At 67.6% G+C, this 24,369-nt stretch carries 21 protein-coding genes and 1 pseudogene; 10 read left to right on the plus strand and 12 right to left on the minus strand.

From position 1 onward, the window contains the following. Positions 1-44: 44 nt before the first annotated feature. Positions 45-1,505: an SDR family NAD(P)-dependent oxidoreductase gene (locus ABZ671_RS15195; RefSeq protein ID WP_357857200.1), complete on the minus strand. Its 1,461-nt coding sequence runs from the start codon at positions 1,503-1,505 to the stop codon at positions 45-47. Positions 1,506-1,991: 486 nt separating this feature from the next. Here ABZ671_RS15195 and ABZ671_RS15200 point away from each other — a divergent pair. After that, positions 1,992-2,453, plus strand: a pseudogene (locus ABZ671_RS15200) (IS110 family transposase); the annotation flags it as partial. On the opposite strand, the gene ABZ671_RS15205 reads toward ABZ671_RS15200, so the two are convergent. From ABZ671_RS15205 to ABZ671_RS15215, 3 genes are read right to left on the minus strand one after another with little or no spacing between them, the layout of a single operon-like run. Then, on the minus strand, positions 2,413-3,183 hold the full coding sequence (locus tag ABZ671_RS15205; protein ID WP_357857203.1) for a peptidase inhibitor family I36 protein: 771 nt from the start codon (positions 3,181-3,183) through the stop codon (positions 2,413-2,415). The pseudogene ABZ671_RS15200 and the gene ABZ671_RS15205 sit on opposite strands and share 41 nt — an antisense overlap. Positions 3,184-3,235: 52 nt before the next feature. Beyond that, on the minus strand, positions 3,236-3,721 hold the full coding sequence (locus tag ABZ671_RS15210; RefSeq protein WP_357857206.1) for a hypothetical protein: 486 nt from the start codon (positions 3,719-3,721) through the stop codon (positions 3,236-3,238). A 2-nt stretch (positions 3,722-3,723) separates the two neighbouring features. Further along, complete coding sequence (locus ABZ671_RS15215) at positions 3,724-4,053, minus strand: hypothetical protein (RefSeq protein ID WP_357857209.1); 330 nt, start codon at positions 4,051-4,053, stop codon at positions 3,724-3,726. 386 nt (positions 4,054-4,439) lie between these two features. Between ABZ671_RS15215 and ABZ671_RS15220 the strand changes: the two genes are divergently transcribed. From ABZ671_RS15220 to ABZ671_RS15240, 5 genes are all read left to right on the plus strand, one after another. Next, the gene (locus ABZ671_RS15220; protein WP_357857212.1) at positions 4,440-5,354 is read left to right on the plus strand and encodes a tetratricopeptide repeat protein; all 915 of its coding nucleotides are present in this window, start codon (positions 4,440-4,442) and stop codon (positions 5,352-5,354) included. Positions 5,355-5,357: 3 nt separating this feature from the next. Then, a complete protein-coding gene (locus tag ABZ671_RS15225; protein ID WP_357857215.1) occupies positions 5,358-5,687 on the plus strand; it encodes a hypothetical protein in 330 nt (109 codons plus the stop codon). Between the two features lie 23 nt (positions 5,688-5,710). Next, positions 5,711-7,969 carry a CHAT domain-containing protein gene (locus tag ABZ671_RS15230; RefSeq protein WP_357857456.1) on the plus strand — a complete coding sequence of 753 codons (2,259 nt, stop codon included), beginning with the start codon at positions 5,711-5,713 and terminating at the stop codon, positions 7,967-7,969. After that, the gene (locus tag ABZ671_RS15235; RefSeq protein WP_357857218.1) at positions 7,966-9,036 is read left to right on the plus strand and encodes a tetratricopeptide repeat protein; all 1,071 of its coding nucleotides are present in this window, start codon (positions 7,966-7,968) and stop codon (positions 9,034-9,036) included. The genes ABZ671_RS15230 and ABZ671_RS15235 overlap by 4 nt, the downstream gene beginning before the upstream one ends. Positions 9,037-9,310: 274 nt before the next feature. Continuing rightward, the gene (locus ABZ671_RS15240; protein ID WP_357857221.1) at positions 9,311-11,800 is read left to right on the plus strand and encodes a S8 family serine peptidase; all 2,490 of its coding nucleotides are present in this window, start codon (positions 9,311-9,313) and stop codon (positions 11,798-11,800) included. 545 nt (positions 11,801-12,345) lie between these two features. Here the strand turns inward: ABZ671_RS15240 and ABZ671_RS15245 are convergent. The 3 genes from ABZ671_RS15245 to ABZ671_RS15255 form a co-directional block, all read right to left on the minus strand. Then, positions 12,346-13,476: a helix-turn-helix transcriptional regulator gene (locus ABZ671_RS15245; protein WP_357857225.1), complete on the minus strand. Its 1,131-nt coding sequence runs from the start codon at positions 13,474-13,476 to the stop codon at positions 12,346-12,348. Next, positions 13,473-13,616, minus strand: coding sequence for a hypothetical protein (locus tag ABZ671_RS15250; protein ID WP_357857228.1), 144 nt, complete (start codon positions 13,614-13,616; stop codon positions 13,473-13,475). The genes ABZ671_RS15245 and ABZ671_RS15250 overlap by 4 nt, the downstream gene beginning before the upstream one ends. 267 nt (positions 13,617-13,883) lie before the next feature. Next, positions 13,884-14,672 (minus strand): GntR family transcriptional regulator, encoded by a 789-nt coding sequence (locus ABZ671_RS15255; RefSeq protein ID WP_357857231.1) that lies wholly within the window; start codon positions 14,670-14,672, stop codon positions 13,884-13,886. A gap of 541 nt (positions 14,673-15,213) precedes the next feature. Between ABZ671_RS15255 and ABZ671_RS15260 the strand changes: the two genes are divergently transcribed. Continuing rightward, a complete protein-coding gene (locus ABZ671_RS15260; protein ID WP_357857234.1) occupies positions 15,214-15,846 on the plus strand; it encodes an HNH endonuclease family protein in 633 nt (210 codons plus the stop codon). 48 nt (positions 15,847-15,894) lie between these two features. Next, positions 15,895-16,803 (plus strand): methyltransferase domain-containing protein, encoded by a 909-nt coding sequence (locus ABZ671_RS15265; protein WP_357857237.1) that lies wholly within the window; start codon positions 15,895-15,897, stop codon positions 16,801-16,803. Between the two features lie 46 nt (positions 16,804-16,849). Here ABZ671_RS15265 and ABZ671_RS15270 read toward each other — a convergent pair whose 3' ends face one another. The 3 genes from ABZ671_RS15270 to ABZ671_RS15280 all read right to left on the minus strand — a co-directional run bounded on the left by ABZ671_RS15270 (position 16,850) and on the right by ABZ671_RS15280 (position 18,928). Next, entirely contained in the window at positions 16,850-17,251 is a 402-nt protein-coding gene (locus tag ABZ671_RS15270; RefSeq protein ID WP_357857240.1) for a DUF1062 domain-containing protein, read from the minus strand. 307 nt (positions 17,252-17,558) lie between these two features. Further along, the gene (locus ABZ671_RS15275) at positions 17,559-18,041 is read right to left on the minus strand and encodes a hypothetical protein (protein WP_357857243.1); all 483 of its coding nucleotides are present in this window, start codon (positions 18,039-18,041) and stop codon (positions 17,559-17,561) included. Positions 18,042-18,148: 107 nt separating this feature from the next. Continuing rightward, entirely contained in the window at positions 18,149-18,928 is a 780-nt protein-coding gene (locus ABZ671_RS15280; RefSeq protein WP_357857245.1) for a cellulose binding domain-containing protein, read from the minus strand. 120 nt (positions 18,929-19,048) lie between these two features. Between ABZ671_RS15280 and ABZ671_RS15285 the strand changes: the two genes are divergently transcribed. After that, complete coding sequence (locus tag ABZ671_RS15285) at positions 19,049-22,057, plus strand: M20/M25/M40 family metallo-hydrolase (protein WP_357857248.1); 3,009 nt, start codon at positions 19,049-19,051, stop codon at positions 22,055-22,057. A 351-nt stretch (positions 22,058-22,408) separates the two neighbouring features. After that, positions 22,409-23,083: a uridylate kinase gene (locus ABZ671_RS15290; protein ID WP_357857459.1), complete on the plus strand. Its 675-nt coding sequence runs from the start codon at positions 22,409-22,411 to the stop codon at positions 23,081-23,083. Between the two features lie 32 nt (positions 23,084-23,115). Here the strand turns inward: ABZ671_RS15290 and ABZ671_RS15295 are convergent, their stop codons facing one another. Both ABZ671_RS15295 and ABZ671_RS15300 read right to left on the minus strand, forming a co-directional pair. Then, positions 23,116-23,247 (minus strand): hypothetical protein, encoded by a 132-nt coding sequence (locus tag ABZ671_RS15295; protein ID WP_357857251.1) that lies wholly within the window; start codon positions 23,245-23,247, stop codon positions 23,116-23,118. Positions 23,248-23,638: 391 nt separating this feature from the next. Continuing rightward, complete coding sequence (locus ABZ671_RS15300; protein WP_357857254.1) at positions 23,639-24,232, minus strand: NADAR family protein; 594 nt, start codon at positions 24,230-24,232, stop codon at positions 23,639-23,641. Positions 24,233-24,369: the final 137 nt, after the last annotated feature.

Here is a 24,369-nt window from a genome sequence, read left to right on the forward strand (position 1 = left end):
CGCCCGTTTCGGCGAGGGCTGCGATGGCGGGGCAGGCGCGCCGATCACCAGGCGCAGGGCGTGTAGTCCTTGAGGAAGCAGCCGTACAGGTCTTCGCCCTGTTCGCCGCGGACGATCGGGTCGTAGACCCGGGCCGCGCCGTCGACCAGGTCCAGTGGGGCGTGAAAGCCGGCGTCCGCGAGCCGCATCTTCGTCGGGTGGGGCCGCTCGTCGGTGATCCAGCCGGTGTCGACGCTGGTCATGAAGATGCCATCAGTCAGCATTTCCTGGGCGCTGGTGCGGGTCAGCATGTTCAGGGCGGCCTTGGCCATGTTGGTGTGCGGGTGCCCTGGCCCCTTGTAGCCGCGGGCGAACTGGCCTTCCATCGCCGACACGTTCACCACGTACTTGCGGCGGGCGGTCGCTGCGGCCATCGCGGGTCGTAGCCGGCTGACCAGCACGAATGGCGCGGTGACGTTGCACAGCTGCACTTCGAGCAGCTCGACCGGGTCCACCTCGTGCACCCGCTGCACCCAGCTGTTGACCGGGTCGAGGTCCGGCACGAGACCGCCGGCGTCGATGGCGGTGGCTGCCGCGATCCGTTCTGGGGAGGCGGAGCCGCTGGTCAGCGCGAGCGCGGTGAGCTCGTGCGGGGGGATCGCGGGCGACGTCGGTGGGGCGATCAGTCTACCCGCCAGGTCGCCCCCGCTGGCTGGTTTGGCGAACGTGATCATCTCCGGCAGGGGGCCGTCCGGCAGGGCCGCCGTCTCCGCGGCGACGAGCTGCGCGTACGCCCCGGGCGTGCGGCGGACGGTCTGCGCCGCGTTGTTGATCAGGATGTCGAGTGGGCCCTGGCCGCTGACCGAGTCAGCGAGGGCGATCACCTGGGCGGGGTCGCGCAGGTCGATCCCGACGATCCGCAGGCGGTGCAGCCAGTCCCCGCTGTCGGGCATCGCGGCGAATCGGCGGACCGCGTCGTGCGGGAACCGCGTGGTCACCGTGGTGTGCGCGCCGTCGCGCAGCAGCCGCAGCGCGATGTACATGCCGATCTTCGCCCGGCCGCCGGTGAGCAGCGCCCGCCGGCCGGTCAGGTCGGTACGGGCGTCCCGGCGCTCCCGGTTGAGCGCGGCGCAGGGCGGGCAGAGCTGATGGTAGAAGGCGTCCACCTCGCGGTAGCGCTGCTTACAGATGTAGCAGCCGCGCGGATTGTGCAGGAAACCGGCCGTCGCGCCCACGGTGGGGGAGGCCAGCGGGATGCCCTGGGTCTCGTCGTCGATCCGGCCCGGGGCGCCGGTCGCGGTGGCCGCCGTCACCGCGCGGTCGGCCGCCAAGATGGCATCCCGCCGTTCCTCGCGCCGCCGCTGCTTGATCATCTTGTAGAGCTTCGCGGTGGCCCGTTGCACCCGCACGACGTCGGGGTGATCGGGAGGGAAATCCTCCAACGCCTCGAAGACGCTGAGACAGGTCTCCAGATGGCTGGGGTCAATGCCGTGTTGACCGGTTTTGGTAGTGTTGTCCGCCGTCATGCCGCCGCTGTCTCGTCCCGTTCCCTGCGCCGGATCCACCCGGCCCGCCCCACGTCCGACCCGGAACTGTACGCACCAGAGGGCCTCCGACGCATCCCGCGCCTGTTCGTCAGCCCGAAGACGATCGAGGTCAGCCCGGCACAACGCGTCGGAGCCGGGCCAGCGCGTCGGCGACTTCCCGGGTCTCCTCGTGCTGTGCCGTTGCTGATTCCATAGTCGGATGTCAGCAATCCCGGCCTAATGAGTTCTGGGAGTGAGCCATCCGGCAAACTCCTGGCGGATAGGTAGCCGCCGGCAGGTGAGCACTTGCTCGGCCTGGACGTCGAGTCCTGACGAAAGATCGTGCCCCGGCTGGTCGGTGTGGAGAGTTGATCGCTGATGGGATGTCGTGCCCGCCCGGTTGCGGCGTGAGCACTGCTTCATTAGGTTGCTGATAGTTCTCCTCCTGGCTACCGAAGGTGATCGACTCGATAGGCGGGAGACGCGTTGCTGTTCGTGGGAGATGACTGGGCCGAGGACCACCACGACGTTGAGGTCATGGACTCCTCCGGTCGCCGGCTGGCCAAGGCCCGGCTGCCCGAGGGCGTCGCCGGCGTCACGCGGCTGCACGCGATGATCGGCCAATGGCTCGGCGACGACGTCGACGGCGCCGAGGACGTCGCCGGACGGGTGAAGATCGGTATCGAGACCGACCGGGGCCCGTGGGTGCAGGCGCTGGTCGCCGCCGGGTACACGGTGTACGCGGTGAACCCGTTGCAGGCATCCCGCTACCGGGAGCGCTTGGCGCTGTCGGGGGCCAAGAGCGACGCCGCGGACGCGCACATGCTGGCCGACATGGTGCGCACCGACTCGCACCAGCTGCGCCCGATCGCCGGCGACTCGGCCGACGCCGAGGCGGTCAAGGTCGTCACCCGGATGCACAAGACGCTGATCTGGGAACGCACCCGCGCCGGGCAGCGGATGTCGACGCCACCGCCGACGCCGGCTTGTAGACCTGGTCGCCGGTGTCGTCACGGACGTCGTAGCACTGTCCGCTGGAGGTCTTCTGGGTCGAGTGCAACGCCCAGTACCATCCGTAGCTCTTGACGGCCTCGGCACCGGCCTCCAGCGAAGCCTTCGGCCAGCTCGTGATCCACTCGTTCGGGAGGACGTTCTTGACGTACGTCTTGAAGTCGATCCGGTCGACTCGCCCGAGACTGACCCGGTAGACGAGGATGGTGCTCGGCAGCTTGCTGTTGGTGCCGTCAGTGCTGCAGCCGGTCGCCCCGCTCAACAGCTCGTGCGAGGCGTTGTAGTTCTTCAACGTGGCGTTGAGGTTGCCCTTCGCCCCGGCCGCGAAGTCCTGGTACGCGCCGGCGAAGTCGCTGTTGTAGTAGACGCGCACGGTTTTGCTGGTGCGGTTCCACACCGACGCGGCGTTGTTCTTCACGCAGATGCCCTTGCCGTTGCCCGCGCCCTTGAATTCGTAGCAGGTCGGCTGGGTCGTGCCGTAGTCGCCGAGCGACGCGGTGAAGTCCGAGACGGAGCCGGCGTTGTCGCTGTTGTAGTAGTAGCAGAACTCGCCGCTGTCGCAGACCCCGTCCCGCGAAGCCGCCGACGCCGGCGAGGCGACGCTCAGCATGAAAGCGGTCATCGCGAGGGCGGCGCCGGCGACGGCAAGGTTCTTACGGACGTTCATGGTGTCCTCTCCTGAACGTTGAGTGATGGTGGGTGACCGGGTCGGGTGCGGGTCACTGCCCGCGCTGGTACTGCTCCCAGGTTTTGACCGGAATCCGGGGACCGTCGTCCGGGCCCCGGTTGGCCAGGCCGTTCAAGCCGAGGTAGTAGTCGCCGACCTGGTGTTGTGCCTGGCTGGACAGGTCCGTGTCGTTGATCGCCACGGCGTGGATGTGCCACGGCCAGTCACCCTGACTCGGGTCACGCACCCAGGCGGCGAAGCCGACCCGACGCAGCGCCCGGACGACATCGGTGCGCTTGGCCGCAGCCATGCCGGTGACCGCGATGTCCACCACACCGCCGCCGTCGTGCGTACCGGCCGAGGTCGGGTCGCCCCCAGGGTTGTAGGAGCCCTGCTCGAGCAACAGGGTGAAACCGAGCAGACGCTGGGCCTCGGCCAACATCGCCTGCGTACGGGTGTTGACGACGCACCCGTCACGCGGGACCTTCGCCCCCGGGCTGATCGGGTTGCCGACCGTGTACCGGTTCTGGCCGAGCATGGTCAGCGACGTCGTGCCGGGCAGCCCACTGGCATCCAGGTGTAGCCGAGCGAACGCTGGTAGGCCGCGTACGCCGAGACGGTGGTGGTGCCGAAGTAGCCGTCGACCCACTGCGCGTTCAGCAAATTCCGGGCTTGGAGCGCCTGCTCCACGGCGAGCACGGAACTCTTCGCGCCCGGGGTCAGGGTGTTGTCGGCACGGCGGGGGTCGATCTGGGCGGCCAGGACGACGGCCTCCATGTCCACGACAGGCAGCGCGGCCGTGGCGATGGTCGGCTGTGCGGTGGCGCCGGGTGTCGCGGCCCCGGCAGGGGCCGGGACGCCGACCGCCACGCAGAGCGCGATCCTCGGCGGGTATCGATGTGGCGGATAGCAACACCGGGCGCGGCAGCGCTGCGGGAACAGCGTCTCAGCGTGGCGTCGGCGGCTGTGATCGGACGATCCGCCTTGGCTGTGGTTTCTGATGTCAGATCATGGTCGTTCCGGTCTGCCGGATCGGTGCCAGCCGTAGAGTGCCGGCCATTGTGGAGTGCTCCGGTTGGTGGGCCGACGTTGGCCGGCGTTGGCGATGTCGGGGTGTGGCTCGCGGGGAATCGCAGGGCCGAGGCAGGAAGGTTTTCGGGTTGGCGAATGGTCCGGGCTCAGGGGCCAACAGCGGGCGGGGCGCGGTGCCGGAGTCTCTGGTTCACGGTAGGTCGGCTGGCACGGTTGCCCAGTGGGTGGAGGTGCACCGGCTGGCGGTGGCAGGCCGGGAGCCGGTGATCGCCCGGCACGTCGGGGATCAGGTGGCGAGGGTGTGGTTGCCCAGGTCTCGGTTCGCGGATGTCGCGGCCCTCGCGAACGCGACCCTGGCCCTCGGTCCGGACGCCGGCGCCTTCTATGACCTGGGTTGGGCCCAGTTCTCCACCGGGCAACCCCGGCATGCCCTGGCCAGCTTCGAGCAGGCCCTGCGTCTGTACCGCGAGGCCGGCGACCACGGCAACGAAGCCGCCACCCTTAGCAACATCGGCGCCGTGTACAACAGGCTCGGGGACCGGCAGCGGGCCCTGACCTACTACCAGGAGGCTTTGCCCATTCGGCGGGAGGTCGGCGACCGCGCCGGCGAAGCTGCCACCCTCAGCAACATCGGCGGCGTGTACGACGGGCTCGGGGACCGGCAGCGGGCCCTGGCCTACTACCAGGAGGCTTTGCCCATCACGCGGGAGGTCGGCGACCGCGCCGGCGAAGCTGCCACCCTCAACAACATCGGCGGCGTGTACAACGGGCTCGGGGACCGGCAGCGGGCCCTGACCTACTACCAGGAGGCTCTGCCCATCACGCGGGAGGTCGGCGACCGCGCCGGCGAAGCCGCCACCCTCAACAACATCGGTGTTTTCCGGTTTCGGCAGGGCGATTTTGCGCGGGCTAAGGACACGTTTGGTGAAGTTCTTGAGGTGTCCCGCGTCATCGGGGATCGCGGATTGGAAACCGTGGCGGGGTTCAATATGGCCGTTCTGCTTCTGCGAATGGCGCGAGTGGACGATGCCATCAAGGTCCAGCGCCGAGCGGTGGCTCTGGCCGAGCAGACAAGCCATCCGGCGCTGGATCGGATGCGAGCATTCCTCATCCAGCTTCAGCAAACGAGAAAGGAATAGACGGTGGGAACTGCCGCACTTGAGGTCTCGGGACCGGACGCCGCGCGTTGGGCCGCGGAACTGCACGCCGCCCTTGCCGCGAACGCCGGGCCTGGCGAGGGTGTGTCACCTGTTGAGGTGCAGCGTTCCGCCGAGGTGGTGATCGCTGTCATCGGGCTCGTGTTCGCTGGGGTCGGCGCGGCCAAGACGATCTGGGACTGGTGGCATTCCCGTCGTACCGAAGGCGTTACCGTCACGATCCTGCTCAGCGACGGTACGCGGCTCGACGTGTCCAACGTCAGCACAGGGGAGCTGGAGATCGCTTTCCAGCAGGTCGAATCGCGGCAACGCTGAGGGCGGAGACCACCGTGAGTGAGATGAGCACGTACGAGTTGGAGATCTTCGAGCAGACCTCCGACTACTCCGAGTTGCGCCTGTCGACCGGTGGGGGACCGCCGAAGACCCGTGGCGTGGACAAGGCCGCGATCGATCAGCTGATCCGGATGGTGGAACGCGATTACAGTCAGCATGCGGTCGCGCAGAAGGTGTTCGCTGCGCCGCAGCTACGTGACCTGGGCATGAAACTGGCCGCTTTCCTCGACGGCGAGGATCGGTGGCTGACCCCGGTTCTGGACCGCCCTGCCGGCGCCACACTGCGCATCACCACCGCGGGACGACTCCGGCACCTGCCCTGGGAACTGCTCGCCGTGGACGGCTCGCATCTGACCGTCTCCACCAATGCGCCGCTGCTGCCGGTGCGGGCCGTCGGCACCAACTCGGCCCTCACGGCCCCGGTCAAACCCGCGAACCGGCCCTTGCGGGTGCTGTTCATGGCGACGTCTCCCGAGGGTGTCGAGCCGGTGCTCAGCTACGAGGCAGAGGAAGCGGCCATCCTGGCTGCCACCTCCCGAACCGGCACCGATCTGGTCGTGGAGGAGAGCGGCACCCTGGACGGGCTTCGCTTTCTCAGCCGCGACTACGGTGCCGGATACTTCGACGTCCTGCATCTGAGTGGCCACGCCACCATCAACGGGAACGGTCAGGCCGTCTTCCTGGTCGAGAACGAGTTCGGTGGGCGCGCCTACGCCACCGCTGACCAGATCGCCCAGGCCATGCCCGGGCACTGGCCCCGCCTGGTCTTCGTCTCCGGCTGCCTCACCGGCAACGCCCCCAACGCCGGCGCGTTCCCCTCGATGAGCGAGAGCCTGGTCCGCGCCGGTGCCCCCGCCGTGCTGGGGTGGGCGCTGCCGGTCGGTGACGTCTCCGCGACCGAGTTCGCCGCCGAACTCTACCGGTCACTGGCTGACGGGCAGCCCCTCGACCGGGCCATCGTCGAGGCCCGTCAGCACCTGTACACGCACAAGCGCGGCAACTGGCACCTGGCGCGCGTCTACGCCGACAGATCCCCTCTCGCCCCCATGGTCACGCCCCTGCACACGAAGGGACGCGCGCGGATCCAGATCCGGCCCGCCGACCGGGAATTCCTGGATCCGCAGACCCAACTGTCCCGGGTCGCCGCCCGCGCCGCCTTCGTCGGACGACGACGCGTCATCCAGCGCTGCCTGCGTACCCTCAAACAACCGTGCGGTAGCGAAGGCGCGGCCGAGGCCCTTGTCCTGCACGGCATGGGCGGCCTCGGCAAGAGCAGCCTCGCCTCCCGGCTGCTGGAACGCATGCCCACCCACCAGCGTGCCGTCTGGTACGGCCGCGTCGACCTGACCAAGTTCCGGGAGCTCACCACCAAGGTCGACTTCCCCACCATGGAGCAGCAGATCGAAGCAGCCAAGCTACTCGACAACGACCAGGCCCCGCTCCTCGTCCGCCTGCGCCATCTGCTGCACGTCGACGGGCCCCTCGGACAGACCCCCTGCCTGTTCGTGTTCGACGACTTCGAAGACGGCAACCTCGACGAACGCGACGGCAGCCACGTGCTCGCCGCCGAGATGGCCGACATCCTGCCCGCCCTCCTCGAGGCCATCCGCGACACCGGCAGCCCCAGCCGGGTCATCATCACCAGCCGCTACCGCTTCCCCGCCCCCACCGCAACCACCATCGTCGTCGAGTCACTCGAAACCCTCACCGACACCGAACAGGCCAAGAAACTCGCGAACCTGCCCAACCTACGCCCCGGCTCCTCCATCGACCCCAAGATCCGCCAACGCGCCATCAACGCCGCAGCCGGCAACCCCCGCCTGCTCGACTGGCTCGACCTGATCGTCGCCGACCCCCGCCTCGACATCGATGGCCTCATCACCGCCATCGAGAACGAAGCCGACCGATTCCGCCGGGAAACCATCCTCGCGAAGAACCTCCTCAGCTCCCAGACCCCCGAGCTGCAGAAGATGCTCGCCAAGGTCAACGTCATCGAACTCCCCGTCCCCGCCGACACCGTCCGCGCCGTCCACGACCACCCCGACGTCACCATCCACATCGAACGCGCCGTCCAGCTCGGCCTGATCGAAGAAGGCACCGACCCCGAAACCCGCCAACCCCGCTACTACGTCTCCAACGTCCTGCGTCCCCTCATCCGCCCCCTGCTCACCGACGACGAATACACCCAAGCCTGCGCCGCCGCCGCACGATCCCTCTACGAACTCTGGATCACCGACCCTGCCACGTCCGGGCCCGCGTCATGACCACCCTCGCCCAGTGGGTGGAGGTGCACCGGCTGGCGGTGGCGGGCCGGGAGCCGGTCATCGCCCGGCACGTCGGGGATCAGGTGGCGAGGGTGTGGCTGCGCAGGTCCCGGTTCGCGGATGCCGCGGCCCTCGCGAACGCGACCCTGACCCTCGGCCCGGACGCCGGCGCCTTCTATGACCTGGGTTCGGCCCAATCCTCCACTGGGCAACCCTGGCAAGCCCTGGCCAGCTACGAGCAGGCCCTGCACCTGTACCGCGAGGCCGGCGACCACGGCAACGAAGCCATCACCCTTAGCAACATCGGCGGCGTGTACAACCGGCTTGGGGACTGGCAGCGGGCCCTGGCCTACTTCCAGCGGGCCCTGCCTATCCAGCAGGAGGTCGGCGACCGTGCCGGCGAAGCAACCACCCTCCACAACGTCGGACTCGTGTACGCCGGGCTCGGGGACTGGCAGCGGGCCCTGGCCTACTACCAGCGGGCCCTGCCCATCCGGCGGGAGGTCGGCGACCGCGCCGGCGAAGCAACCACCCTCAACAACATCGGCGGCGTGTACAGCGGGCTCGGGGATCGGCAGCGGGCCCTGGCCTACTACCTGGAGGCCTTGCCCATCGCGCGGGAGGTTGGCCACCGCGCCGGGGAAGCAATCACCCTCAACAGCATCGGCGGCGTGTACGACGGGCTCGGAGACCGGTGGCAGGCCCTGACCTACTACCAGCAGGCCCTGCCCATCGCGCGGGAGGTCGGCGACCGCGCCAGCGAAGCAACCACCCTCCACAACATCGGCGGCGTGTACAACGGGCTCGGGGATCGGCAGCAGGCCCTGACCTACTACCAGCAGGCCCTGCCCATCGCGCGGGAGGTCGGCCACCGCGTCGGCGAAGCAATCACCCGGTACAACATCGCGATGATCCACCGAGCCGAGGGGAATCTCGACAGGGCGATCAGCGAGCTCGAACTCGTCGTCGACCTCGACCGTCAAGTGGGCCACCCGGACCTCGCATCCGACACGGCCACGCTAGAAAAGGTACGCCAAGAACGAGCAAAGACTCGGAACGCAACCTGATCACCTCATCCACTCGGCTGGCTGAACACCCCGCCAGGTGCGGCTGGCCAAAGTAGTGCACCACCATCGCAGCCGAGACCGCGCACCAGCGCCGGCGGCGACCGTGCGACAGGCGTAGGAGCCGATGGTGGCCTTCTTCCACAGGTGTCCGATGACCTGCCGCACGTCGGTCCGTAGGTTCGGTTCGACCATTGCGGCGACTGGCCTGTGTCTATGCCGACGGGGGACCCCGAGCCGCTGGTCGACGGGTGGTGTGGGGAGGAGGAGCACGCAGATGCGAAGAGGGAAGCTTGCCTGGCGCGGCTCGGTGCTGGCCTTGGCGGTCGTGGCTACCGGCCTGCCGGCGACCGGCGCCCTGGCCAGGCCGGGGGCCGACGAACGCTCGGCCAGCGCGCAGTCGTCGTACCCAAAAGACTGCACGCAGTGGTCGTACCCGGGAGACCCTGGCTTTGTCGCCAGGAGCCCAGAGGAACTAGCTGCCGCTAAAGCCAGTTGGGAGACGCCGGAATACGGTTACTATACCGGCCATAATCCTTCCACCTCTGGTACGGCGGTCAATGCACCGTGGCAGCTCGCCGCGGTAAACGCGTCCACCGCCTACGCCCTGGGGTACTGCGGGCAGGGCGTCACGCTGGGCATGATGGATTCGGGCTACCGGCCTACGCACGAAGCATTTCAGACCGAGCTGATCGAGCCGGTGACAGGGGAGGGTGTCTACGGCACGTCCGGCTACGGGTATCGTGGCGCGACCCCGACGAACCCGTTTACTGCGGGCGAGTGGTTCACCGTTGCTGGCGATCAGGCGAAAGCAAGTGACTACTCGCACGGGACCGGCATGCTTGGGGTTACCTCCGGCAAGCGCGATGGTAAAGACCAGCACGGCATCGCCTTTGGGTCGAAGATGTACGTTGCCAAGACCGGCGGTTCCGATAGCCAGTCCCACGGTCCCTTCCACGATTACGTGTACTGGTACACAGCCAATAAGGCCCTGGTCGACGCGGGCGCCAAGGTCATCAACAGCAGTTGGGGCTCTTATGTCCAGACTCTTGACAGAGCCCGCTATGACGGCTTGGGCAAGGACCTTGGGGTCAACGGCAACCGCGCCAACGCTTACCAGCTGAATGGCAAAGACAGCGCCAGCGCCACGGCAATGGCGACCATTGTCCCCAACGAGTACTTGAAGGATCTGGAATACCAGTATTTCTTCTTCAAGAAAAGCTACTCGGAAGGCGGCATCCAGTACAATCCGAAATACCCCGGTCGTTCCTTCATGGACGCCATCTGGGACGCCATCAAGGACAGCGGTGCCGTCAACGCAAGGTCGGCCGGCAACAACGACTGGAGCAACCCGTATTTTCGCCCGGCGTATCCCCTCTTCAATCCCTTGGCGGAGAAGCAGTGGGTAGCCGTCGGCGGGGTGCAACCGCCCACTGCGACCAACCCCGAATACACAAAGCAGTTCGGGTATAACGAGGCGGGGCTCGCCAAATGGTGGAACGTTTCTACGCCTTCAAACAACGTTCGCACCACGAGCAGCGGTGGTGACACCAGCTATTCAAACTCAAGCGGCACGTCACCGGCAACGCCCGTTGCGACAGCGGTGATGGGGGTTCTTCTCTCCCGCTATCCGAACATGGACGCCAAGCAGGTGCGTGAGCTGATGTTCACCACGGCGAACAACAAGATGTCCGACGGCGTGAGATTCCTCGGCACCGGGCAAACCTCCCCCTCCGGGGAATCCATCGCCTGGACCGCTCCCGACGGTCTTCCGGACGACCGCTGGGGCTGGGGGATTCCCGATCTGGCCAAGGGCATGTACGGCCCCGGCCAACTCCTGAGCCCCATGACCTACAACATGGACAAGGCGCTCCTGGACGTCTGGTCGAACGACATCAGCCAGATCGCGATCAAGGAAAGGGAAAGGGAAGATCTGGAGTGGCTGGCGGGCTACAAGAAGCAAGGCATTGCCTACGCCGGTGAATTCAGCCCCAACGTGCTGCACCCGGACGGCACGCTTGACAAGCAGGCCTTCATGCTCCAGGGCATTTTGGGTGATCCCTACATCCAGGCCATCACTAACGGCCACCCCGAGATGTACGACAAGATCACCTATGAGGACGCCGTCAAGTGGCGCAAGGAATGGATGGACCAGCGCGCGGCCTACATTCAGAACAACATCGACAACAACCTCTACACGGCGTCCCTGACCAAGCAAGGCCCCGGGACGCTGATCATGACGGGCGACGCAACCTACCAGGGCGGCACGACGGTTGAAGGCGGCAAGCTTTCGATCACCGGCTCGCACGCAAGCTCGATCGACGTCAAGGGCGGCACGCTCGGCGGCAGTGGCAGCGTGGGTGACAACGTGACCGTCACCCGCGGCGTGCTGCGGCCAGGGCTCGCGTCCGACGAGGCCGCGCAGCTCACCGGCACCTCCGCGGGCAACGTCCTGAACGTCGGCGGAAGCGTGACCGTCGGCAGGCAGGGTCGCGTCGCCGTCACGATCTCCGGCGACCGGGACTACACGAGCGTCCGGGCGGCGGGCCAGCTGGTGCTGGACGGCGAGCTGGACCTGGACGTGCGGGGCAAGCTGACCAACGGCGCCGTTTTCACGATCATGAGCGGTAGCTCGATCAAGGGTGAATTCCACGCGCTGCCCCAGAACCGGGCCCTGAACGTGGGCGGCTACCTGTTCAAGGTGTCCTACAAGAACAACAGCCTGACGCTGACCGTCATGCACCCAGTGCCGAACAACGGAAAATAGGCCGTGATCTGCGGCTTGACCATGGTCGAGCCGCGGTGAGGGAATCGTGAGGAAAGGTGGGCCGCGACGCCGAGATCGGCGTCGCGGTCCACTCCGGTCGCCGCGCCCTGAGCTGCCTACAGGTACTCGGCGGCGAACTGCTCCGCCTCGTCCACGAACTCGTCAAGCTCGGCCGGCGTCAACTTTGCCTCAAGGAGTAGCTGTCCGAGGACGAAGACCTCGGCCGCGATCACGGTCTCGGCGGGGATTGTCGACCAATTCTTCTTCGCCGAGGGCGGCGCGGATGAGTCCTTCCATCTCAAACGCCGACAAGGGGTCTACGTCCTTGTGCCGGGCGCGAACCGCGGCGACCCAGGTGGCAACGTCGGTCGGGGTGCTTTCCGGGGCGAAGCGGCGGTGGACCGCGAGGGCGAAGGCCGCCCCGATGACTCGTAGCCCGTTGGCCAGACCGTGCTTGCCGATCTCCACCACCAGTGCGTCGACGGCATCCCAGTCTGCCCGTGCCAGAGCCCGGATCAAATCGCTCGGGCCGTTGCTACTGCGGGTCAACGTTGGATGAGTCCGATGGTGGTGGCGAGGCGGGTGACGTCGGCGGTGACCAGGGCCTGGCCGGCGGCGCGGTGGTCGCCGAGGTCGAGGTATGCGCGGCTGATGTCGATGAGGTAGGCGGCCCGGTGTTCGGCGGGCAGTGTGCGCCAGGCGTCGCCGCTGGTGGCGTGTTGGTGGAGGTTGATGGCGTGTTGGCTGTCGCCGAGTTCGGCGGCGGTGAGGGCGCGGGTGAGGTCGACCATGACGGGTGCGAAGTCGAGGTCACCGCCGCTGCCGTGGTGGGGGTGGTCGCCGAGTTCGGTGGCGAGGTGGGCGGCGTGGCGGGTGTGGTGGCGTACGGCGGTGGGGTTGTCGCAGGTGGCGGCGGCGAGGGCGGCTTGGATGTGGAGGATGCCGGCCAGGGTGAAATCGTCGTGCCGGGATGGGGTGGGGGTGAGTGGTTGCAGGGCGGTGGTGGCGGCGGTTATGGCCAGCTGTCCCCGGTGCAGGGCGCGGAGGGCCTGGGTCAGGGGTATGACGGCCATGGCGGCGCGGCGCGGGTCGTCGGCGGCGGCGGTCATGGCCCGGTCGGCGACGAGCCAGGCCAGTTCCGGCTCGTCGAGTTTGATCAGCACTTGGGCGGCGAGTCGGTAGGCGCGTACGAGCAGGTCGGCGGTGTCGGCCGGGCTGTTGGCGGTGAGGTGGCGGGCGTCGGTGAGCAGGTCGGGCAGCATGCGTAGCACCTGGGGGTGGTGGGCGTGCCGGTACGCCTCCCAGGCGTGGTTGACCCGGCGGGTCAGCTCGTCGGCTGATGGCGCGGGTCGGCCGGTGGCGGTGGTGTCGTAGCAGGCCAGTGTGGCGCGTACGCGCTCCAGGGCGTCGGCGGCGGGGCCGGTGGGTTCGGGCCAGCGGGCGGCTTTGGAGAGCAGGATTTCCGGGGTGACGCCGAGGACCTCGGCGACCGCTTCGATGGTGGAGAACCGGTCGAGGTTACGCAGACCCCGCTCGACCTTGTCGACCCAGCTCTTCGACTTGCCGATTCGGTTGGCGAAGATCTGCTGGGTCATCCCGCGTCGCGCCCGCAACTGGGCGACGCGTCGTCCGGGTGGCAGGTCACCGGCGAGGTACCGGCCTGGTCTGTTGTTCATCGGTCCTCCGTCCGGTGCATGGCCTCGGTGGACTCGCCGCAGCGCGGACACCACCGCGACTTGACGCGGAACGCGTACAAACCGGCCAGGAACCCCAGCAGCACACCGCCGAGCACCGTCATCACCACCTCGGCACCCACCAGCGCTGACCTTCCACCGAGGCCAAGGGCTGAGCCAGTGCCAGCAGCTGCGGACACATCGGATGGAGGAAACCTGTCGCATGAGCCGCAGCCGCGTCGGTTCGGCGTCGTGTAGAGGGAGTAGCGCGCATCTCAGATCCCTTCGGGAGTCGGGCTCCCACACCGCAACCTCTTGATCGGATGGCGGTGTGGGGCTATCCCTACAGGACTAAGAGTGGCGGATTGTCGGCAGACAATCAAGCATTCCGGAGACAATCTTCCCTGGCGCTACCCCTCGGCCGAGAAGGCATACACCAACTCGTACGCCTCAGCGTCGAGCACCATCAACGACACCTCGACGCAGCGGTCGGCCGCGTAGGCGTACCTGGTGATCTCGAAGACCAGGCTTCCTTCTCGACGCAGGCCCAACCCGTCTCGGCCACCCACCCCGTCGATCTCCTCTGGGGTGGGTGCGCGGCTGATGACCCGTTCCACGAACCTCGTGGGCCCGAACCCCAGCTCGGCGAGTCGGGCAAATGTCCCGCCCGGTCCGGTGTCCGTGTGCTCGATGCGAGTCCCACGGGTCAAATCTGTTGGAAGGTAGGCGGTGGCGAGCTGGACGGAACGCCGGTCCCGTACGAACCGGCGATACCTCGACAGCACCATCTCACCGGGCTGTACCCCGAGCGCCTCGGCAACATGCGGCGGCGGTACGACATCGCCCACCTCGACATCCACCGCCTTCGGCGGGTTCGCTGCGTCATGCGCCTGGATCGACAGCCCCCGCCCCCACTGCTTCACTGACAGTCGGCCGGGGGAGGTGCGAGGGATTCGGCCTGCCCGGACGTAGCTGCCGGAACCCCGGCGCGACTCGATCAACCCTTCGGCGCGTAGCCGATCGATAGCTTTCTCCGCAACGCCGCGCGCTACACCATCCTCCGTGGCAGCGAGCTCGCGCAGCGTAGGAAGTTTGGCGCCGGCTTCGTAGCCCTTCACGCCCTCTCGAATCCTGCGCCTGAGTTCGGCGGCGAAGGTTTCGGCGCTATGTCTCTTCGTCGGGTCGCTCGCGTTGTCCACCGGATCTCCAACTGTCGTCTGACAGAAGGCTACTTGCGGCCTAGTTGCCACACGGAGCAGGCCCACGGATTCCGCAACCTCTGTAGATTGACAGCAGACGCTCCCACTGTCACCAGACGAGCATTGGGAGTCTAGCGCCGTTCGGCGACCCTCGTGGTCGCCGAAAGTAGCCAATTGACTGCTTCTGGTTAGCGCTCCGTAGGCTGATCAGCGATTAATGGCTCTCCCCACCACTCAAAGATTGACCTGTAGGGGTTGAAATTGCTCAGGTGCCGCAGTGCGCAGTCCTAAGTGCTTCCAGGCTCCGTATCGGCGTGCCCCCACCGGCCCCCTGGACCAGTCCGTCCGAGGAGCAGGTCGAAGTTGTGCGGCCGGTACCAGCCCCGCGCCTGCGGGAGTTCTGCCTTAACACGACGTTCACGTCGCCTTCCTGCAGGCGCACGTCCCATCGACGCTGATTTCTGAGACAGTTGATCTGTCGCTGCCACGCTGTCAGCCGGGGCCCCACCCGGCCGTGGCCGGCGACAGGCAGGAGTCCCCAGTGGCCCGTGTTCGCCAGGCCGCCCTCGCCGCAGTGGCCGCCACCGTCCTGACCGTCGTTGTGGCCCCGGCACCAGCCCACGCCACGCCCCCGAGCATCCCCTCGTACAGCAACGCGGTGAGCCGGCTCAATTCGCTCACCGTCGCGGCCGAGTCCCACCAGTCCAGCTACAGCCGTGATCTGTTCCCGCACTGGATCACGATCTCTGGAAAGTGCAACGCCCGTGAGGAGGTCCTCAAGCGCGACGGCACCAACGTCGTCGTCGACGCCAATTGCTATCCGACCTCCGGGTCCTGGTACAGCCCGTACGACGGGGTGACCCGCACGAGCCCCTCGACCATCGACATCGACCACATGGTTCCGCTCGCCGAGGCCTGGCGGTCCGGGGCGTGGGCCTGGACCACCGCGCAGCGCCAAACCTACGCCAACGACCTGGGCGGCCCGGAGCTGTGGGCGGTCACCGACACCGTCAACCGGTCCAAGGGCGACAAGGATCCGAAGGATTGGAAGCCCCCGCTGAGCGGGTTCCACTGCACCTACGCCAAGGCCTGGATCCAGGTCAAGTGGTACTACAACCTCTCCGTCGACAGCGCCGAGAAGACGGCGCTCAACACGATGCTCAGCACCTGCTGATCCCGTGTCGCACTGACACAACAGGCGGTAGGTCGTGAGGATGTAGGCATGAGTTCATCGCAGCCCCTCGCCGACCCCGGATCCGAGCCGAACACGACCGCAGGCGAGCCGGCGAATAGTGCAGGCGCGGGGTCCGGCCCGCCATCGCCGGACATCCCTGGGTCTGCCCCAGATCACCGCTACCTGCTCGACAACGCCCGGGTGGAGGCGGGCGAGCGGTTCGCCTGGCTGGCCGAGCTGTTCGACGGTGTCACACGGGGGCACTTCGACCGGCTTGGAGTGCAGGCGGGCTGGCGTTGCTGGGAAGTCGGTGCCGGAGGCCGCAGCATTCCCGAGGCCCTCGCCACGGCTGTCGGACCAACTGGTTACGTGCTGGCCACGGACATCAATCCGGCCTGGTTGGACCCGCACGGCGGGTACGAGGTGCGCCGGCACGACATCGTCGGGGACCCGCCGCCGCAGCCAGGCACGTTCGACCTGGTGCATGCCCGGCTCGTGCTCGTCCATGTGCCCGACCGTGCCCGGGCGCTGGCGACGATGGTGGCGGCGCTGCGGCCCGGCGGCTGGCTGTTGGTGGAGGATGCCGATACCGAGCTGCAGCCGCTGGCCTGCCTTGATGAAGTTGGCCCGGCACAGCGGCGCGCCAACCGGCTGCGGCGCGCCGTCCGGGAGTTGATGACCCGCCGCGGCGCCGACCTGCGCTACGGCCGTACGCTGCCGCGGGCGTTGCGTGCGGCCGGCCTGGTCGATGTCGCGGCGGCCGGCTGCTTCCCGGTCGGCGGGGTGGCCTGCGACCGGCTGGAAGCCGCAACGGTGCCCATGGTCCGCGCCGACCTGCTCGCCGCAGGGTTGGCCGACGACGCCGAGATCGACGCGCACCTGGCCGCCATCGATGCCGGCGAGCTCGACCTCACCCTCGCGCCGCTGATCTCGGCATGGGGACGCCGCCCGGGATAGCCCTTGCACTCGCTGCCCGTACGGCCGGACGTATGCATCCGGGCGTTCACCTTTGTCGCCGGTATCGGGCCGACCTTGACCTTCGTTCGCGTGTCATGAGCGACCGCGCGCGGACTGCCGCGCGATGCAGTCCGGCGCAAGGCCACCTCGCCTCTCGTCTCGGCTCAGGCCCGCGGTGGGAGGGGTTGCCGAAGCCGCCCTTCAGAGGGATCGGATCCAAGCGCCGGACCGGGACGCGATCCTGAACGGTGATTTTGCTGGTGCGGTCGCAGGCAATGCAGGCGACGAGGGGCCAGATGTCGAGGAGTTCGCCGTTGGCAATGACGCGGAACTTACCGTCGCCGGCGCTGGCGAGGCCGAAATAGCAGTGGGCGCAGCCGATTGCGAGCAGGGAAAGCCGCGTACGCCCAACGGTCCAGGGCAGCACGACATGAGGACGCGTAGACATGATCTCTCCAAAGACCTGACGGAAGGCATGGGAAACGAACCGACGGCGACGTCGGCGACCAATGCGCGGGCAAGGTGTCAGGTCTAAGAAGCAGGCGGCGTCACGCGGAGTGGAGTCCTCTCATGAGTGCGTCGGAGAAGAAGATCCAGTTGAAGGTAGGGCGAACGGGCTGGCGAGGCCAGCCATTTTGTTCTGATGCTGCGCGGCCCTCGTAGCGATCGGCACCAAGCAGTTGCTGCAGCTCCTACTGGTGACGCCTTGGTGCCGTACAGTGCGCTCGTCCAATCGGTCCGAGCGTTCCTGGCCGCTAACCCTGGTCGGGCAACGCGCGGTCGAGAACGTTGGCTGCGATACGGCCTGCGATCCCGCTCTCCACGGCAGCTGCCGCTGAACTGGCCGGCTTGCGCCGCGCCTGGTCCTCAAAGCAGGGAAGAAATTCTTCGCCCAGCGTCAAACGGGGAATCCGACGGACGACTTCTGAGCGGAAGTCGGCTGGCCACCTGTCTGGATCACGTCCAGAGATATCGAGGCTGGTGGCGATTTCCAGCAGGTGCCCCTCGGGGTCCACGTCGACGTCCACCTTGTCCCACATGTGTCGGACAATGACTTCTGCCGCCCGCACGCGCCGTTCAACCGGCCAGCCTGCCCCCGCACCGAAGACCCAGGCAACATGGCCGCCGGCCTCGTCGAAGGGAACCGTGTGGCTGTCGAATTCCTTCACCAAGCCGATGTCATGCAGCATCGCCGACACGCACAGCAGTTCCGCATCGAAGTCGATGCCGTGCCTCATCCCATACGAGGCTCCCCCGACGTAGGAGCGCCGAAGACCGCGTCCTCAGGCGAACGCGCGGGCGGTGGTAGCCCGCACCGGGATCTTGCCGGGCACCGGAACAACTCCTACTGCTCGGCCAGACCGGTAGACGAGCAGGTGACGGGGAGGTCGGTGGGCGCAGCGCCCGCGCCGAGGAAGCCGAAGGTCGTGCTCGCGCCCGCCGCCAGGCTGCCGTTGTAGGCGGCGTTCGCCGCCGACACCCTGCCGCCCGTACTCGTGGCAGCCGCGCTCCAGATCGCGGTGAGCGCCTGGCCGCTGGGCCATGTCCAGTCGGTTTGCCAGCCGGCGATGGCATTGCCGCTGGTGTTCTGGACGGTCACCCGGGCGACGAAGCCGCCGTCCCAGAAGCCGTCCAACTGGTACGTGGCGGTGCACCCGGCGTCGGGCCGGGTGTGGGTCGGCCCCATGACCAGGGACGAGAAGGGGGAGCCACCGCCCGTGAAGCGGTACCAGTACGCGGTGTCCGGAGTCAGCTGCGCGACCGTGAGCGCCGCCGCCTCGGCCGGCGTGCTGGCGGCGGCCGAGCCGCGCGGGTTACGCCAATTCTGCGCGTCGTCGAAGCTTGCGTACACCGTCACCCTGGCGGCCTCGGTCGGGATGCCGCAGGCGAGCGACACGTTCAGCGCGAACGTGATCGACGTGGCGGTCTGGTCGATGACCGAGCCGGCAACCGGCGGTGGATCGCACGGCCCTCTGGTCGGGGTGGGCGTCGAGGTGCCCGTCGGGGTGGGCGCCACGGCTGGCGCGCCCATCCCGATGGCCGCCACGGCTGGCGCGCCCATCCCGATGGCCACCACGACGCCCGTCACGGCCGCGAATCGGCGGGCCAACCACTGTGCGCGCATATCGACTCCCTTCACCGACGGCAATGAATAGACAGTCTTTCATATTTAGTCTCGCGCTGGCTGGGGCCGAGTAGACGGCACCGGCCGATTCTCAGATCATCCTCAAGAAATCCCACCCCGTTGGCCGCCGGCGGCGCGCTTGGCGTGTGCTGTCGCCACCGTGTCATCCCCTCCTGTTCTGGAGCTTCTATGAGAAACAGACGGACGACCACTTTCTCCGTCCTGCTCGCCGCGACCCTCGCGGCGACCGTTGCGCCCACGCCCAGCGCGTCCGCGGCCAGCTTCGGCGAGGAGCGTTTCCAGCCGAGCGTCACCTACGACCTGTCGGTGACCGACGCCGAGCGCGACGCGATCCACGCGGAAGTCGAGGCGTTGGCGGGACGCGTCAGCAGCGCGCGGGCGGGGGACGGCACCTACGACCCGCTCAGTCTGGTCGGGGCGATGCTGGACGGGGCGCGCTACGACTCCATCTCCCGAGGCGGCACGGCCGCGACGGCGTACCCCTTCCCGGTCAGCAACACCGAAGCCAACCAGTACGAGTACGACCGCAAGGTCGCCAAGCTCGCCTGGGTGGTCAAGCTGGCCACCGACCTGGGTTTCCCGGTGGTCGTACAACGCCAGCCCGACAAGTACGTCTACGCAGAGATCGGTGACCCAGACGCCCCGGAAATGGTCATGGCGTTGAGCCACCTCGACTCGCCGACGGCTTCCGTCTCGGCAGCCCAGCTGGCGCGCTGGCGGGACGCCGATGGCAACCTCGGCACTCCTGGTGCGTACCACTCGCCCTATGTCCAGGACGGCTGGGTCTACGGGGCGGGCATCCAGGACGACAGCGGCCCGACGCTGGCGACGCTACTCGCGGCCAAGGCGCTGCTCGAGGCGGGGTTGCCCCTCGACCGACGCATCCGCATCGTCATGGGGGTCTACGAAGACGGCAGTCCCGGCACGCCCTCGACGACGAACACCGCCACCTTCCAGTCCATTCCGTACAACTCGAACCCGAGCTTCTACGACAACTGGGCCTACAAGAACCTCAACCGGGAGGAGATGCCGATCGCGGCCTACACCTCCGACTCGCGGTTCCCGGTCATCGTCGGCAACTCCGGATCGGTGACCCCGTCGGTGTCGATGAGCTTGTCGGCGGACCGCACCAAGGCCTTCCGGCTGACGGCCGCCACCGCCGGCGTCACGCTGCGCGAAGGCGACCCGACGCTCAAGGACATCGCTTACGGCAGCACCACCCAGATCGCCTCGCGGGCCATTTTCACCCTCGACGTGGCGGGCGCCAGCTCCGCCGAGCGCGACCGATTCGTGTCGGCGATCACCGCTGCCGCGACCACGAAGGGATGGCTCCCGGCTGCTCCCCGCACCACGCCCAAGGTGCAGACCACGATCACCGGCAACTCGCTCACGCTGGAGATCAACACCGATGTGGCGATGGAGATGCCGACCCCGCAATACGGCAAGAATGCCATCGTGTGGGGAATGTTCCTCCTGTCCAAGGGACTCGGCGCACTGGGCACCACGGCCGCCGACATGCAATTGAAGAAGGCCGCCGACGGCATCGCCGACCTGTTCTTCCGTGACGGTGTCGAAGGCGAGGCCTATATCGGCAAGTACATGGGCATCCCGGCGAACCTGTTGCGCAACCCGAGCAACGGCACGCCGAACCTGACCTTCGCCCTCATGGGTGGCATCAATTCGGAGACCCCGACGAGCTTCTACACCGACGCCTCCGGCAGCCTCAGCATGCCGATGTATGTGCGCAGCATGCACGTCACCGCGGCTGACTCCAGCCAGGCGACGGCGGCGGTCACGGCCGCCTTCCAGGCGAAGGGGTTCAGCATCGGCACCCTCGGCTCGCCCGTCGGTGCCGGGTTGTACGTCACCCACGACAACCCGCTGACGGCTCTTCAGTTCGGGAGCTACCAGGCCACGATCAACCACGACCCGGAGGCGTTCGCGGATCCGCACTCGCTCATGGACGTGGTGTATCCGCAGGGCACGACCGGTGGCACCCTGGCCAGCAGCTTCCGCAACAAGATGACCGCCTTCGGCGCCGTCATCCCGGGTAACGAGCGCTGGTGGCACACGGCCAACGAGCGGATGAAGGTCGACTCGGCCGTGCAGATGACCAAGATGATGGCCGATGGCATGCTGGAGATGGCCCGGTACTCCGGGCCCGCCGGTGCCAAGTTCATGTGGGCAGACATGCCGGGGCTGAACGCCGACCGCTCGGACCTCGACCTGCTCGACGTCACGATCGGAACCTTCAAGGACGCGTCGGCCGCTGTCGACACGAGCAAGTTGGACAACCAGGCCCTGCTCGGTGCCACCTCGTTCAACATCCCGATGTGGAACGGGCGCGGCAACTCGACCCCGACGGCGTCGGCCTTCGAACTGGGGCACGCCCCGGGAGGGGTCTACCTGCCCCTGAACGACACTGAATTCCTGAACTCCACATACGTGGCGCCGATGCGTTTGGAGTTCAAGGTGGAGCGCCCCGACCACATGTCGGACGCGGCGTGGGCGAAGTTCGTGGCCGGCGGCTACGGCGACTTCCAGTTCAACATTCGCGTCGGCGACGCGGTCGTGCCGCTGGCCGTTCCTGCGGGGCAAAGTGCGGACAAGTACTTTTCCTCGCGCATCTCGGCCACCAACCCCAACGCCATCTACCTGTCGGTCAACCTCGCGATCACCGATGCACCGTACACCGGGGTGAAGACCCTCCTCGCGGATTCCAAGACGGACCTGTACACGGTCAATCCGAAGTACCTGGCCTCGAACCCGGATCCGTTCCCCGGGCGCGGGGCCGTCGAGCAGCGAGGCTTCTTCCTGTTCGGTGATGGGCAGAAGGATGCGGAGTTCTCTTCGCCCGACGCGGTCTACGTGACAGTCGCCAACGCGGTCATCGATGCCAAGCCGTCGGCGGTGGTGAAGAAGCTGAAGGGCAACACCAACGAGTTGACGATCACGGTGAGGCAGACCCGCATCGACGGCAGTGAGTCCCCGGTGACGGCCACGTTCACCATCAACAACAACGCCGCCGGCACCTACACCGTCGGCGATTACAAGGTGTACGTCGACACCAAGGGCAACACTCAGGTGCGGTCGATCTCCATCGTGTGACCCGTGTGAACCGGAAGCCCAGCGTGCGCACGAGAGAGCACGCGTGGTGGCAGAAGGCCTCGACTCGGGGTCAGCGGCCGCCGGGGCGCGAGGCACATTGACAACGGAGTGGAGCCATTGCCGTCGGCAGTGGTTCCACTCCGTTGTGCGCCACGGGGCGTGGTTGCCTGACCTACTGAACCACAGTGTGCACTGCGGTGCACTGCTTCGCTTGGGGGCGGCGGTCAACCCGCCGGCCCCGCGGAGGGCACGCTACGCTGGTTTTTTCGATCGTGGGTGGATCGGTGCTGGAAGCGCTCATGAGGGACATGGGTACGGCGGCCGACATCGTCTAGATCGTTGGGGCAGGACATGGACCAAGGCACCCGCGACGAGATGCTCGGCCGCCTGGCTGAGGCAGTCGGGTCCGTCACAGTCACACACCCGACGAGGGTTGCCATCGACGGACCGCCCGCCGCAGGCAAGACCACGCTCGCCGACGAACTGGCCGTCGTTCTGCGCGCACAGGGCCGCGACGTCATCCGCGCGACGATCGACGATTTCCTCTTCCCCCGGGCACAGCGCTACCCGCGCGGCGAGTACTCGGCCGAAGGCTGCTACTTCGACACCCACGACTACGCGGCGCTGAACCGGGTTCTGCTCGACCCGCTCGGTCCGGGCGGAGATCGACGCTTCCAACACGTGGTCTACGACCACGCAGCGGATACCGCGCTGTCCCCACCGGTCACGACTGCCCCCGCCGATGCCGTGCTGGTCTTCGACGGCGTCTTCCTCATGCGCCCGGAACTGATTGACCGGTGGGATCTGCGCATGTTCGTGTCGACCACGCTCGAAAAGACCGTGAATCGTGCCGTGATCCGAGAGCGCCGGGTGTCATCTCGGGCCGAAGTCGAACGGCGCTGGCGCGAGCGTTACATCCCCTCCCAACAGTTCTACTTCGCTAGGGTCCGCCCGACCGATCACGTCGACATCATCGTGCACAACGACGAGCCCCAGCAGCCGGTCTGGGAGACCCAAACACACTGACCGCACAGCACTCGTCACCTGGGCACGGGCTGTTATCGGTAGAGCGGCTGGTCCTGGGTGGGGTCGGCGGGAACCACGTCGAGGCGTGGGTCGGTGGTGAGTTGGGTGATCAGCGCTCGGGTCCCGCCGATTCCGGCCCAGTGCGGATCGACGTCCTTGGTCACGCACCAGGCGTGGTCAGCGGGCCAGGCGAACGCCGGCTCGACGTTGCTGAGACGACGCTGGCCCGGCCACTCCGCAGCGGTGTCCCATGTGCCGACGTCGGCTAACGGCCCTCGGAACAACCAGTACGCACGGTTGGGCGGGCCCGATAGCTCGCCGGAGCTTCACACGGGCTGATCGACAGCCTGAGGCGGGAGCTCGGGGACGGCTACGAGGTCCGCTACCCGCGCGATCATCAGCTGGACAACGACCTGAGCGAGATGGCGAAGACGATCAGTCCTGAAGACCTCGGACCCGCCACCCGGGGATAGCCAAGAGCCCGGCTGCGCCACGTCCGGCTGTCGAGCGCACACTCCCCGCACCTGGACTGGGTAGCCGGCTCGGCTGTCGCCGTCAGGCCGGCCCTGCCTCTATCGGTCCGCTGGCGAGCTGCGCGCGGGCGTGCATCAGCGCGAACCCGAGGAGGTTGCCGCCGCGCCATTGGGCGGGATCGTGGGCGCGTGGGTCCGTGGCGGAAAGCCCGATGCCCCAGATCCGGTCCACCGGGCTCGCTTCCACCAGTACCCGGCTGCCCGTACGGGACAGGTATTGCCCCAGGTCGGGGTGCTGGCTGAACTTGGCCACGTTGCCGGCGACGACCAGGTCGAAGCAGTGCGCATCCCAGGTGGCCTGGTCGAAGTCGCGGACCTGTCGGCCCAGGGCCTTGACCGCGTCCGGGTGCGGCGCCATGAGCATCTGCGCGGCGATCGCCTCGTCGCCGAACAGGCGAGCCTTGCCGATCATCATGTAGTGCTCAGCCGTGGCGTACCGGATCCCGTCCACGACGAACGGGGCCGGCCACCATTGGCTCAGGCACCCCGGTCCGATACTGCCGTCCGGTTGGGGCTGGTGTCCCCAGAAGAACAGGTACTTGATCGGCCTGCCGGCAGCGGCGAGCGCGCGCAACTCGGGCAGGCTGCGCGGCGGGAAGACGATGTCGGGCGGCATGCTCGGCAGGGTGCCAGAACTGTGTGGTCACCCGCCAGCGGGTTTGCCTGCCGTGGGTGTTTCGCGGCAACGGCTGGCGGAGTGGGTCGGCTTCGCGCCGAGCCGCCAACCGCGCCCACCGGGACCCACAGCGTGCC

Source organism: Micromonospora sp. NPDC006766 (assembly GCF_040636055.1).
In the GTDB taxonomy this organism is placed as follows: domain Bacteria; phylum Actinomycetota; class Actinomycetes; order Mycobacteriales; family Micromonosporaceae; genus Micromonospora.

Bases quoted from the DNA above. Each gene is read 5' to 3' on its own strand.
- ABZ671_RS15205 (WP_357857203.1), bottom strand. From the start codon at position 3,183: ATGAACGTCCGTAAGAACCTTGCCGTCGCCGGCGCCGCCCTCGCGATG.
- ABZ671_RS15270 (WP_357857240.1), bottom strand. From the start codon at position 17,251: ATGTCTACGCGTCCTCATGTCGTGCTGCCCTGGACCGTTGGGCGTACG.
- ABZ671_RS15230 (WP_357857456.1), top strand. From the start codon at position 5,711: ATGAGCACGTACGAGTTGGAGATCTTCGAGCAGACCTCCGACTACTCC.
- ABZ671_RS15280 (WP_357857245.1), bottom strand. From the start codon at position 18,928: ATGCGCGCACAGTGGTTGGCCCGCCGATTCGCGGCCGTGACGGGCGTC.
- ABZ671_RS15300 (WP_357857254.1), bottom strand. From the start codon at position 24,232: ATGCCGCCCGACATCGTCTTCCCGCCGCGCAGCCTGCCCGAGTTGCGC.
- ABZ671_RS15235 (WP_357857218.1), top strand. From the start codon at position 7,966: ATGACCACCCTCGCCCAGTGGGTGGAGGTGCACCGGCTGGCGGTGGCG.
- ABZ671_RS15240 (WP_357857221.1), top strand. From the start codon at position 9,311: ATGCGAAGAGGGAAGCTTGCCTGGCGCGGCTCGGTGCTGGCCTTGGCG.
- ABZ671_RS15275 (WP_357857243.1), bottom strand. From the start codon at position 18,041: ATGAGGCACGGCATCGACTTCGATGCGGAACTGCTGTGCGTGTCGGCG.
- ABZ671_RS15245 (WP_357857225.1), bottom strand. From the start codon at position 13,476: ATGAACAACAGACCAGGCCGGTACCTCGCCGGTGACCTGCCACCCGGA.
- ABZ671_RS15195 (WP_357857200.1), bottom strand. From the start codon at position 1,505: ATGACGGCGGACAACACTACCAAAACCGGTCAACACGGCATTGACCCC.
- ABZ671_RS15210 (WP_357857206.1), bottom strand. From the start codon at position 3,721: ATGCTCGGCCAGAACCGGTACACGGTCGGCAACCCGATCAGCCCGGGG.
- ABZ671_RS15265 (WP_357857237.1), top strand. From the start codon at position 15,895: ATGAGTTCATCGCAGCCCCTCGCCGACCCCGGATCCGAGCCGAACACG.
- ABZ671_RS15290 (WP_357857459.1), top strand. From the start codon at position 22,409: ATGGACCAAGGCACCCGCGACGAGATGCTCGGCCGCCTGGCTGAGGCA.